The 12,245-nt window shown below is 62.4% G+C and carries 8 protein-coding genes; 6 read left to right on the top strand and 2 right to left on the bottom strand.

The genetic code is table 11. The annotated features are described in order from the left end of the window. The first annotated feature begins 16 nt into the window (after positions 1-16). Positions 17-988, top strand: coding sequence for a type II secretion system F family protein (locus LOZ74_RS02915; protein WP_230292817.1), 972 nt, complete (start codon positions 17-19; stop codon positions 986-988). Positions 989-1,006: 18 nt separating this feature from the next. Beyond that, positions 1,007-1,999 (top strand): type II secretion system F family protein, encoded by a 993-nt coding sequence (locus LOZ74_RS02910; RefSeq protein WP_230293794.1) that lies wholly within the window; start codon positions 1,007-1,009, stop codon positions 1,997-1,999. 123 nt (positions 2,000-2,122) lie between these two features. Here LOZ74_RS02910 and LOZ74_RS02905 read toward each other — a convergent pair whose 3' ends face one another. After that, positions 2,123-2,575 carry a MarR family winged helix-turn-helix transcriptional regulator gene (locus LOZ74_RS02905; RefSeq protein ID WP_230292816.1) on the bottom strand — a complete coding sequence of 151 codons (453 nt, stop codon included), beginning with the start codon at positions 2,573-2,575 and terminating at the stop codon, positions 2,123-2,125. A gap of 258 nt (positions 2,576-2,833) precedes the next feature. On the opposite strand from LOZ74_RS02905, the gene LOZ74_RS02900 reads away from it, so the two are divergent. Together LOZ74_RS02900 and LOZ74_RS02895 are read left to right on the top strand one after the other, a co-directional pair. Continuing rightward, positions 2,834-3,487, top strand: a complete 654-nt coding sequence (locus tag LOZ74_RS02900; RefSeq protein WP_230292815.1) for a 2OG-Fe(II) oxygenase family protein — start codon at positions 2,834-2,836, stop codon at positions 3,485-3,487. Next, positions 3,484-5,166: a tetratricopeptide repeat protein gene (locus LOZ74_RS02895; protein ID WP_230292814.1), complete on the top strand. Its 1,683-nt coding sequence runs from the start codon at positions 3,484-3,486 to the stop codon at positions 5,164-5,166. The genes LOZ74_RS02900 and LOZ74_RS02895 overlap by 4 nt, the downstream gene beginning before the upstream one ends. 99 nt (positions 5,167-5,265) lie before the next feature. On the opposite strand, the gene LOZ74_RS02890 is transcribed toward LOZ74_RS02895, so the two are convergent. After that, positions 5,266-8,124 carry a TonB-dependent receptor domain-containing protein gene (locus LOZ74_RS02890; protein WP_230292813.1) on the bottom strand — a complete coding sequence of 953 codons (2,859 nt, stop codon included), beginning with the start codon at positions 8,122-8,124 and terminating at the stop codon, positions 5,266-5,268. A gap of 295 nt (positions 8,125-8,419) precedes the next feature. On the opposite strand from LOZ74_RS02890, the gene LOZ74_RS02885 reads away from it, so the two are divergent. Beyond that, the gene (locus LOZ74_RS02885; protein ID WP_230292812.1) at positions 8,420-8,941 is read left to right on the top strand and encodes a hypothetical protein; all 522 of its coding nucleotides are present in this window, start codon (positions 8,420-8,422) and stop codon (positions 8,939-8,941) included. Between the two features lie 231 nt (positions 8,942-9,172). Further along, complete coding sequence (locus tag LOZ74_RS02880) at positions 9,173-12,241, top strand: TonB-dependent receptor domain-containing protein (RefSeq protein ID WP_230292811.1); 3,069 nt, start codon at positions 9,173-9,175, stop codon at positions 12,239-12,241. Positions 12,242-12,245: the final 4 nt, after the last annotated feature.

The raw sequence follows: 12,245 nt of genomic DNA, 5'->3' as shown, positions 1-12,245 counted from the left end.
CGGAGGTTCACGGGCGATGCAGTTTGCACAGATATTCATAGTCGTTGTCGGCATGATGCTGGTGGTCGGCGTTGCCTTCTACGCGCTCTATGGCTCGGCCTCCTCGCGCCAGCAGGCCAAGCGGCTGCAACAGATCCGCTATCGCCATTCGCAAAGCGCGGAATCACGGGTCGAGGCCCAGCTGAAAAAGGCGATTTCCGCCCGCAAGCCGCGTGCGCGCCATGCCGCCGGCTCGGATTCGCGCATCGCCGCATTGGCGCTGCGCCTGCATCGCACGGGCAAGAACTGGACGGTGCCGACCTATTTCTATGTGTCGGGCGGGCTGTTTCTGGGCATTGGCGTGCTGATCCTGATCAAGACCGGCGCGCCGCTGATGGCGCTGGCGGGCGGCGCGGTCGTCGGCCTTGGCCTGCCGCATTTCATCGTCGGCCGCCAGATCAAGAAGCGCCTCGCCAATTTCAACGCGCGCTTCCCCGACGGCATCGAATTGCTGGTGCGCGGCCTGCGCTCGGGCCTGCCGGTAACCGAAACGCTGGCCGTGGTCTCGACCGAAATTCCCGGCCCCGTCGGCGAGGAATTCAAGGCGATCACCGACCGCGTGAAAGTGGGCAAATCGCTCGACGATTCGCTGCAGGAAACGGCGGACCGCCTCGATATTCCCGAATTCAAGTTCTTCTGCATCTCGCTCGCCATCCAGCGCGAAACGGGCGGTAACCTGGCCGAAACGCTGGCGAACCTTGCCGAAGTGCTGCGCAAGCGTATCCAGATGAAGCTGAAGATCCGCGCCATGAGCTCGGAAGCCAAGGCCTCGGCCTATATCGTCGGCGCCCTGCCCTTTCTGGTGTTTACCATCGTCTACATGCTGAACCCCGATTACCTTGGCGGCTTTTTCACCGACGACCGTCTGATCGTCGCGGGCCTGTTCGGCCTGTGTTGGATGAGCATCGGCGCCTTTGTCATGTACAAAATGGTCAGCTTCGAGATCTGAGCGGGGAAAGGCGCGAGAATTATCATGCAGACAACCGGCCCCACCCTTCTTGGCGTTGACGTCATTCTTGTCGGATCGATTCTGGCGGGCATCGCGGCGCTTGCCACCATGATGGCGATCTATGCCGCGCTGACCGTGCGCGATCCCATGGCGAAGCGCGTCAAATCGCTGAACGCACGGCGCGAAGAGCTGAAGCTCGGCCTGATGACCGAAGCGCAGGTCAAGCGCCGCACGCTCCGCCGCAAGACCGATCTGACCGACAAGGTCCGCGACTACCTCTCCAAGTTCTCGATGCTGCAGGACAGCCAGATCAAGGAGATCGAACAAAAGCTGATGCAGGCCGGTATCCGCCGCAAGGAACTGGCCTATGTGGTGGTCGCCGCGCGCGTCGTGCTGCCGATCGTGTTCGGCTTTGTTGCCGCCGTGCTGGTCTACTGGACCGATACCTATCCCGAATGGGGCCCGATGAAGCGTCTGGCCGTGTTCGCGGGCAGCCTTGCCGCCGGCTATTACGGCCCGGGCATGTATCTGAAGAACCTGATTACCAAGCGCACCGATGCGATCCGCAAGGGGCTTCCCGACGCGCTCGACCTGCTGGTGATCTGCGCCGAGGCGGGCCTGACGGTCGATGCGTCCTTCAACCGCGTCGCCAAGGAACTGGGCCGCGCCTATCCCGAACTGGCCGACGAATTTGCACTGACTTCGATCGAGCTGTCCTTCCTGACCGAACGGCGCATGGCGTTCGAAAACCTGACCTATCGCGTCGATCTGGAAGCGATGAAGGGCGTGACGACGACCATGGTGCAGACCGAGCGTTACGGTACGCCGCTGGCATCGGCGCTGCGCGTGTTGTCGGCCGAATTCCGCAACGAACGCATGATGCGCGCCGAGGAAAAGGCCGCGCGCCTGCCCGCGATCATGACCGTGCCGCTGATCCTGTTCATTCTGCCGGTGCTGTTCATCGTGATCCTCGGCCCCGCGGCCTGCTCGATCTCCGACGCCCTGCTCTAGGGGGTCGACACACAGGGGCGGCCACGCAGGCCGCCAAAGAAAAGGGGCGGCGCCGGATATCCGGTGCCGCCCTTTTCGTGTCCGCTGGTGCCGGTGCGGCACGGCGGATGCGCGATGGCGCAATCAGTCTTCGGGGTCGATGTCGCGAACCTGCGCGAACAGCTTGTCCAGCGTCCTGCTGAACTCGCGCTGTTCCTTTGCGGTCAGGCAGTTCATGATTTCCTGCTCCATCTTCAGCGCCAGCGGCATCACCTGAGCGTGAATTGCGCGCCCTTCCGGGGTCAGCTCAAGCAGATGCGAGCGACCGTCGAGCGTATTGGGATGGCGGCGGACATGGTTGTTTTCGACCAGCACCTTGCAGGCGCGGTTCACGGCCACCTTGTCCATGAATGTCGCCCCCACCAGCTGGCGCTGGGTCAGCGGGCCGACATCGCCCAGCACGGCCATAACGCGCCATTCGGGGACTTTCAGATCGAACTGGGCGCGGTATTCCACCGCGATACGCTGGCTGATCGCGTTCGACGTGATGGACAGGCGATAGGGGAGAAAACGCGAAAGGCTGAGCGACGAGTTCATGACACCCGACATCCGGCAAGACAGCAATTCAGAATTCTAGCAGCTTTTGTTTCCACTGGCCCGTTCTCCGCCCAAACCCGACCCCCGATTGCGACCGCCCCATGCGACCTGTTGCCATCCCGACCCCGCACCGCCTAACGACGGTGCAGCACGCGAATGAAAGGTCGCCCAAACGTGCCCAAGGAATTGTTCAGGCTTAACCCTTCGCTGGATCGCGCGGCATTTGCGGATCGTTACAGATGTAACGGCCGTGTGCAAGTGCGTAACGTATTAACCGAAGCGACAGCGGCCGAAATTCGCAAGATTCTTGCGGCCCATACGCCGTGGGGTATCGCAGGACAAGCCGGTACCCATGCGCGTCCCGATGCGGTCGAAGCGCCCCAGATGCGCACGCCCGACGGCCAGGCCAAGGCACGCAGCATAATCGAGGCCGCGCACAAGGCCGCGGCAGGGGGCGATTACGCCTGCCGGTTTGGCCGCTATCCGATCCTCGAGGCCTATCAACAGCAATGGTCGCCCGATTCCCCGCATGACCTGTTGCTGGAATATCTGAACGCTCCCGATTTCCTGGGACTGGTCCGCGACATCACCGGCATCGACAATCTAGTAAAGGCCGATGCGCAGGCCACCATGTTCGGCCCCGGCCATTTCCTTGGCCGCCATATCGACAGCCATGTGGCCGAAGGGTGGCGCGTCGCCTATGTGCTAAACATGGCAGGGGACGATTGGCATCCCGACTGGGGCGGCTATCTCAATTTCCTCGACGAGGATGGCGACATTGTCGAAGGCTGGCGACCGCGGTTCAATACGCTGAACCTGTTTGCGGTGCCGCAGGCCCATTCGGTCGGCTATGTTCCGCCCTTCGCGCCCGCACAGCGCTTCGCCATTACCGGTTGGGTGCGCGACCGGTGAATGCAGCCGCCCTTCCCCCACAGCAATGGCACGAGCGCGCGATGGCGGCAGAGCGCGGGGGCGACCCGACCGGCGCGGCAGCCATCTATCGCGCGGCGCTGGAACAGCATCCCGACCATGCCGACCTGCTGAATTCGGCAGGTAACCTGCATATGCGGCTGGGCGATCCGGCCACGGCGGCCGAATTGTTCGGCAAGGCGCTGGCCGCGCGGCCGGGCACTTTGGCCATGGCGGTCAATCGCGCGCTGGCGCTGACTCAGGCTGACCGTGCGCAGGAAGCGGCGGAACTGCTGGCCGGATTTGCTCAGCAGGGGGCGAACGATGCGCGTTTTCATTCGACCCGTGCCAATGCGCTACGCTCTGCCGACCGGTTGGACGAAGCGGCGGCAGCCTATGATCGCGCGCTGGCGATCGATCCCGCGCGGGCGATTGCGCTGCACGGAAGGGCTCGGATTGCGCTCGAACGTGCCGAAAGCGACGCTGCCGCGCGCTTCGACCGCGCATTACAGGCGCATAATGCCGACCCGAATGCATGGCTGGGCAAGGCGCAGGCAATGGAAGCGGCAGGCGATGCCGCCGGGGCGCGGGCGATCGCCGAACAGCTGGTGGCACAGGCCCCCGCATGGCACGACGGGCTGCGGTTTCTGGCGCAATTACGGCTGGCTGCGGGCGAAGCGGATTTCGCCAGCCATCTTGCCGATGCCGCCCGCCGCCTGCCGCAAGATGCCAGCATCGCCTTCCTGCACGGCGAATTGTTGGCGGGGATCGACCGTAACGCCGAAGCGGCAGAGGTCGTTCGCGCCGCTCGCCAGCGCCTGCCCGACGCGCCGCGCCTTACCTTGCTGGAAGCGATCTATGCGGGGGCCGCCGGTGACGACGACCGCGCCGAAACCCTTTTGGCCACGCTTTCGACCGACAGTTTCGAACGCCAGCTGCACGAGGCACGCCATCGCATCCGGCGCGGCGAATATGACCGGGCAGACGATCTGCTGACCAGGGCGCTGGACGCCCGGCCGTGGGATATCGGCGCATGGGCGCTGCGCGGCATCGTATGGCGACTGACGGGCGATATCCGCGCGATCTGGTTGCACGAGCAGTCAGGATTATTTGCGTTGCGCCCGCTGGAAGGCGATCCGCAAGTGCTGGCCAATGCCGCGCGCGTGCTGCACGGGTTGCACGACCGGTCGGTCTTTCCGCTGGGCCAATCCCTTCGCGGCGGCACACAGACGCGCGGGCGGCTGTTCCACCGGATGGAGCCCGAACTGCGCCGCCTGTCCGATGCGATCCGCGCCACGCTGGACATGCATCGCGCGGGCCTTCCCCCACAGGACGATACCCATCCGCTGCTGCGCTGGCGCAATGCGCAATGGCGGATCGAGGGGTCGTGGTCGGTCCGCCTGCATGGCGGGGGCGATCACCACACGGGGCATATCCACCCGCAAGGCATCCTGTCCTCCGCACTCTATATCGATTTGCCCGATGTTGCAGGCGATGGGGAAGAGGCGCTGCTGGAACTGGGCCGCCCGCCTGCCGATCTGCGGCTCGATCTGGGACCGCTGGCCGTTTTCCGGCCAAAGGCGGGGCATCTCGCCCTGTTTCCCAGCACCCTGTATCACGGCACCACGCCCTTTGCGGCGGGCCGCCGGATGACCGTGGCGTTCGACGTTACCAGTCACTGACGACCGTCTGACCGTCCACTATCAGCAAAGTCGCAAGCAAAAGAAAAAGGCGGCGACCGTTTCCGGTCACCGCCCCTTCCTTGTTCATGCGATCTTCGATCAGAAGCTCATGCTTGCTGCGACGAAGAAGTCGCGACCGATGACGTCATAGGTACCGGGCCAGGTGTTGGTCTGCTCCTGGTTGTCACCCATCGTCGGCGGCTTCTTGTCGAACAGATTGTTCACACCTGCGGTCAGGTTGAACGATTCCGTGACGTCGAAGCCGAAGGTCAGGTCGAACAGGTCATACGCGCCGATCTTCTCGACAGCGTAATCGGTGCTGTCATCGTCATCCTTGACCGAACCCACATGACGCCAGCGGAAGCTGGTGGTCAGCGGACCGTCGATGAACGAAAGACGCGACGACCACTTCCACTCGGGGATCGGCTCGCCACAGGTCAGCACGCCGAACTTGCCAGCACACTGGAACACCTCGTCCGGAAGCTCGGCCACCGGCGTGTAGAGGTAATCCATGGTGTAGGTGCCCATGAAGCCGAACGAGATGCGCGATTCTTCGCTCATCAGACCGAAGTCGAGGTCGGTGCCATAGTTCAGTTCGAAGTCGATACCTTCAACTTCGAGAGCACCGGTGTTGGCGTTCAGAATGGCCGGTGCGTTCACACCGTCCAGCTGACCCAGCGCGTTACGCGTGCCAACAAAGGCCTGACAGTACTGGCTGTCGATGTCCTGGATGATGTTGTAGCACAGGTTCAGCGTGTTCGCGAGACCGCCACCAAGGGTGTCGATCGCGCCATCGACGGTGATGTTGTACCAGTCAACCGTAGCGCTGAAGCCGGGCAGGAAGGTCGGGCGCAGCACGACACCAGCCGTCCACGTGTCCGAAGTTTCTTCCTGCAGGTCGGGGTTACCGCCGAACAGACCCTGAATCTGGGTGTTCAGCTGGATGTTGCTGCCCCATACCGCGCCCGAAGGAACGCCGGTTGCGATACACAGGTCGCGGACTGCATCGGTCTGCAGAGCGTCGGCCTGGTTGGCACCGCAAGGATCGGTCGCGCCCGGGAAGCCCTGTGCGTTGCCGCCGAACAGTTCCTGCACGTTGGGTGCACGAACCGCGCGCTGATACTGACCGCGCAGCATGACATCCGCGATGGGAGCATACTTGACGCCGCCGCCATAGGCCCAGACGCCGCCGACTGCTTCAAGCGAATAGTCGGAATAACGCGCAGCGGCGTTCAGTTCGAGGCGGTGGATGCCGGGCATGTAAGCCGCGACCGGGATCAGAAGCTCGCCGAAGACTTCCTTGGCGTCATAGCTGCCCGCGGTCGGTTCACCGGCGTTGAAGCCGATGACGTCGCCCGACGACAGTGCCGTGTCAGGAATATATTCGGAAGTCATCTTGCGGTATTCGACGCCGAACGCGAAGCCGGCATCTTCGGCACCCATGCCAAGGTTGAACAGCGAGCCGTTGATCGACGCGTTGGCCACCTGCAGCGACGAGGTATCGCCGTTCTGCGCCAGGATCGAGATCTGGTCGACCATGTCGGGGGTCAGCGTGTTCGGGCCGAAGATGTTGATCGCCGGAGCCGAACCGTCGAGGCCAGCCTGGAACGCCGAGCGCGAGATGTTACCCGCCTGGACGTTCGAGTTGCGGGTGCGCGAATACAGGTAATAGGCGTCGTAACCGATGGTGTCGGTCAGTTCGCCGCGAACGCCGGTCAGAATGCGGAACGAGTTACGCTCGTCCAGCGAGTTACGGCTGCCGCTTTCGGTAACGCGACGCTGCACAGCCAGCGGCACAACGCCGTCGCCGTCGGTGTCGATCGCGTTCAGAGCAGCAACGTCATCGGCCGAGATGAAATCGGCGACCGAAGCGATGTCGACATTGAACGTGCCGGTCACCGGCGTTGCAGCCAGTTCGTTGGCGACGCGGTTGTTGACGAACGAAACTTCGGTGTAGGCGGTGTGGCCGTCAGCGAATTCGTAGTCGGCATAGCCGCCCATCAGGTAACGCTCTTGCGGGACCATCAGGTAGTTGACCGGACCGTAGTTATACAGGTCGGCGCCGGTACGCGGCGAGCTTACGCCGGGATCGCGGTAAACCGCACCGGGCGAGCAGAACACATTGCCGGCGGGGCACAGCGTTGCCGTCGGGTCGTCCGACTCGGTCGGCAGGACCGAAGTGAAACGGCCGTAGGGAACGGTCGACGAACCGCCGGGCACGATGCCGCCTTCATAGTCGTCCCAGTTGACGTTGCGCGAGAAGTCGCGGCCCTGCGCGAAGATCGCGCCGCGCTTGTAATATTCGCCATAGACGGTGGCATGGCCACGGCCGTCGGCGAATTCCGAACCCAGTGCGATATGGGCCTGGTAACGCTTGCCGTCGCCTTCGCCGGTGATGCCGTACTGGCCACCGACTTCAACGCCCTGCACGTCCTTCAGACGGAAGTTCACGACGCCTGCGAGAGCGTCCGAACCGTAAATGGCCGAAGCACCGCCGGTCACCACGTCGACATTGTCGATCAGGAAGGTGGGGATGGTGTTCAGATCGACGACCTGGTTGGTATCGTAGAACATCCAGCGACGGCCGTTGACCAGCACCATGCTGCGCTCTTCGCCCAGACCGCGAAGGTCGAGCGTCGAGACGCCGCCACCGGGGTTGTTCGAGAACGAGGTCGTGCCGGGAATGACCTGCGGAAGGGTGTTGATGACCGATTCAACGTTCACCGCACCCGAAAGCTTGAATTCTTCGTCAGAGACGATTGCGAGAGGGGCCGAACCCTCGAGGTCACGGCGCTGAATGCGCGAACCGGTAACGACGATGGCTTCACCAGCCGTTTCGTCGGCGGCTGCGACCGTCGCGGTATCTTCGGTGCTTTGTGCAAGTGCGGGGGCACTTACAAAGGCACCGACCATGATGGTGCCTGCAAGCAGCGACGCCTTGGTCAGACGATTGGACATGAATTTCCCCTGAGTGAAACGGCGCGTTATGCGCCTGCTCTATGGTTATTCCGGATCGAGTCCGTGGCGGGGTGGTAAGTGCGCACTGGTTCCAACTGCAACGATAATCACAAATCTGCAACGAATCCCCTCGTTACTGTTGCAACTAGGTTACACGCGCTGTGCGGGTGGACTTTCGGCAATTTTATGCCATGACCAATGGCACTTAGGCATGTTTCATGCCGTATACAGTGGAAGAGGCACCGTGCAGATTTTCTCCGCGAAGTCGTTGATTGGCCTGAAATCCTTGGCCGGCATGTCGCTGTCCGCAGTGGCGGTGATCGCGACGCCTGCGGGTGCGCAGGACGCGCCCGCCGCCGATAGCGCTCATGTCGACAAAATGCGCGAATGCAGCGGAATCGCGGACGATGGCGCGCGCCTTGCCTGTTATGACGCGGCCAGCGCATCGCTGCTGGCGGACTTCGACGACGGCAGCGTGCGCCTTGTCCGGACCGAGGAGATCGAGCAGACACGGCGCAGCGTTTTCGGGTTCTCGCTCCCCACCATCACCCTGTTCGGAGGCAAGGACGACGATGGCGAGGATGTGGAACCGCTCGACACGCTGACCTCTACTATTACCCGCGTGTCGCGCATCGGCGAGGACAGCTATCGCTTTACCATCGAGGAAGGCGACGCGGTCTGGGAAGTGCGCGATGCCCCTGCCCGCTTCCGCATGCCCAAGGTGGGCGACAGCGTGGAATTCGAACGCGCGTCGCTGGGTTCCTATTGGGTGCGCGTGAACGGAGCGATGGGCGCGAAGGGCAAGCGGGTTCAGTGAACCTTAACCCCCTTTGGTAATCTTAAAGCGAGGATTGGTTCTGGATCGCCCGTTCACGGATGATTCATGTGACAATTGCGCAACATTTTGCGCAAAATCGTTCCATTTGACACCAGTTAGCCCTTTGTTTTGAACGCCCATTCGGGTGAAGTCCCCTCAATCGCGCCTGCCAAGCGCGGGGTACACAAGGGGGGCCCGGATAACGGGTTGCCAGGCACAAGGGACTGAATCATGACTAAACTCGTGTTGAACGGGCGGCACAGGCTGTTTGCCACCAGCTCGCTCGCCGGCATCGCCGTTCTGGCCGCTGCCGTTCCGAATATCGCAAATGCGCAAACCGCCGATCCCGAAACGATCGAGGAAGAGGTCGCGCAGAGCCAGGTCGATAACGGCGCAGGCGCCATCGTGGTCACCGGCTCGCGCATCCGCCGTGACGAATTCTCGGCCGCCGAACCGATCACCGTCATCACCTCCAAGGAAATGACGCAGGCCGGCTTCAACTCGACCGCCGACGCGCTGCAGAGCAATTCGGTCACCGCGGGTGCCAGCCAGATCAACAACTATTACGGCGGCTTCGTCACCGACGGCGGCGTCGGTGCGAACACTCTGGGCCTGCGCGGCCTGGGCCCCAACCGTACGCTCGTCCTGCTGAACGGTCGCCGTCTGGCACCGGGCGGTACGCGCGGTTCGGTGCTCGCAGCCGACCTTAACGTCCTGCCGAACGCCATCGTCGACCGTATCGAAGTGCTCGAAGCGGGTGCATCGTCGGTTTACGGTTCGGACGCCGTTGCCGGCGTTGTGAACATCATCACCGATAACGAGCTTCGCGGCCTGCAATTCGAAGCTTCGGGCACGCTTCCCGAAGTGGGCGCAGGTTCCAGCTATCGCCTCGCCGGCTCGTTCGGGTTCGAGGCTGACCGTCTGACCGTCATCGGCTCGCTGGAATATTTCAAGCGCAATCCGATCTCGCGCAATGATGTCGACTTCTTCAACTGCCCCATCGGCGGTTACCTGAGCGGTGAAGGCACGGCATTCGGTTCGGGCGACTATATCGATCCCGCAACCGGCGAACCGGCCTGTTTCTCGCTCGACAATGGCGGTGTGACGATCAACACCATCGGTGTTTCGACCCGCACCTCGCCCGATCGCCTGACCGGTGCACTGGGTTCGTACAACCGCCTGGTGCCCGACGCCTCGAACACCGGACCGTTCACCCCGGGCTATACGGGCGTCGATTACTACACGCGCGACACCTATGATCCCGAGCAGGAAGAAGAATATCTCGTCACCCCTGCCGAGATTCTGACCGGCTATCTCAGCGCGAATTACGAGCTGGACGCTCTCGGCAATGCCGAAGCCTATGTCGAAGTGCTCGCGACGCGCCGCAAGTCGAGCTATTATCTCTATCGTCAGCTCGCGCTCGACTATCCCATCTATCTGAATGCGGATTTCACGCCCACCGGTCGTGACAACCCGCTGGTTCCCGACCAGTTCAAGAACTCGGTCATTGCATTCCCGAACGAGACGACCGGCGACGGTTACCTCGGCGTTCGCGCGTTCATCGGCTATGGCCTGACCGAGGGTCGCCAGCAGGTCGATTATGTCCGCGCAGGCGGCGGTCTTCGCGGCGACTTCTTCCTTCCCGACTGGCGGTATGATTTCTATGCTGGCAAGTCGTGGAACGACGGTACGTACGAGCTGGAATCGTTCCTGATCGACCGTATCGCCGCGTCGCTCGACGTGGTGGAAAACACCGACGGTTCGATCAGCTGCGCCTCGGCCGCGATCAACGCGAACTGCGTTGCCGCACCGCCGCTGAACGCAGACACGGTCGGCGGCAACCTGCCGCAGGAATACAAGGACTGGATCCTTGTGAACACCGTGGGCCAGACCCGCTTCCGCGAAACGACCTTCGCGTTCAACGTCGACGGTCCGATCTTCGCCCTGCCGGGCGGCGATGCGGCGCTGGCAGTGGGCCTTGAATATCGCAAGCAGTCGATCAACGACACGCCCGATGCGAACTCGATCAACGGCAACCTGCTGGGTCTGACCGCGGCAACGCCGACGATCGGCTCGGACAATGTGAAGGAAATCTACGGCGAACTCTATCTGCCGCTTCTGGCCGATATGCCCTTCGCTTACGAACTCTCGATCAACGGTTCGGCCCGTTACACGGACTACGACTCCTACGGCAGCGACACGACCTACAAGATCGGCGGTCTCTGGTCGCCGTTCCGCGGTGTCAGCTTCCGCGGCAGCTATGGCACGTCCTATCGTGCCCCGGCTCTGGCTGAGCAGTTCCTGGGTTCGACCAGCGGCTTCATCAGCGCGGGTTCCGACCCTTGCGATTCGGACGGCTTCCCCGCCGATCCGGCCGACTACAACACCAACCAGCAGATCATCGCGGCAAACTGCGCGGCGGTCGGTATCGACGTGGCGACCTTCACGCAGAACAGCGGTATCACCGTCCTGCGTCGCGGTGGTGCGGAAACCGGTCTGTCGGCGGAAACCTCGACGAACTGGAGCGTTGGCGCCGTGGTCCAGCCGCCCCTGCCGTCTTCGGTGGGCTCGCTGTCGCTGTCGCTCGACTACTTCGACATCAAGGTTAAGAACGGCGTGGCCGATCTTGCTGGCGGAACGATCCTCAATCGCTGCTACAGCGAGACGAACTTCGATCCGAACAGCGGCTTCTGCTCTTTCGTCGACCGCGATGCGAACGACATCCTGACGGTGACCAGCAGCTATGTGAACCTTGCCACGGACATCGTGAAGGGCTTCGAGTTCAACGGCCGTTATGCCCGCGACATCGGTTCGGGCCAGCTGACGCTGAACGCGAAGGTCACGAAGTACACCGAACAGTCGAGCAAGCTGTTCCCCGAGGAATATCTGACCGACGCCAACGGTGCCTATTTCGCACCTGACTGGGTCGGCAGCTTCGATGCTCTCTATGCCATTGGCAAGGTTACCCTGCGCTATGGCCTGGACTGGATCGACGGGGACAAGGACGCGACCTACGAATATTACGCGTTCGACGAGACGACCGGCATGGTCGACGAAGCTCTCGAACAGTCGTATCGCGACAACTACAAGTTCGACGTGAAGGATTACTTCACCCACACGATTTCGGGTGCAGTTGCCATCAACGAAGATCTTGAGCTGACCGTCGGTGTGCGTAACCTGACCGACAAAATGCCGCCCAAGGTGACCGCGGCCGTTACCACCATCGGTAACGCCCCGCTGTACTCGGGCTACGACTATGTCGGCCGGACGTTTTTCGCGAACATCACTGCCGGCTTCTGATCGA

The organism is Croceicoccus sp. Ery5 (genome assembly GCF_020985325.1).
GTDB lineage: Bacteria > Pseudomonadota > Alphaproteobacteria > Sphingomonadales > Sphingomonadaceae > Croceicoccus.
The sequence above is the reverse complement of the archived record's forward strand: the minus strand, read 5'-3'. Positions and strand labels throughout refer to the sequence as shown.

Excerpts from the sequence above, each read along its gene's own strand:
- LOZ74_RS02915 (WP_230292817.1), top strand. The coding sequence starts at position 17 with ATGCAGTTTGCACAGATATTCATAGTCGTTGTCGGCATGATGCTGGTG.
- LOZ74_RS02905 (WP_230292816.1), bottom strand. The coding sequence starts at position 2,575 with ATGAACTCGTCGCTCAGCCTTTCGCGTTTTCTCCCCTATCGCCTGTCC.
- LOZ74_RS02890 (WP_230292813.1), bottom strand. The coding sequence starts at position 8,124 with ATGTCCAATCGTCTGACCAAGGCGTCGCTGCTTGCAGGCACCATCATG.
- LOZ74_RS02885 (WP_230292812.1), top strand. The coding sequence starts at position 8,420 with ATGTCGCTGTCCGCAGTGGCGGTGATCGCGACGCCTGCGGGTGCGCAG.
- LOZ74_RS02880 (WP_230292811.1), top strand. The coding sequence starts at position 9,173 with ATGACTAAACTCGTGTTGAACGGGCGGCACAGGCTGTTTGCCACCAGC.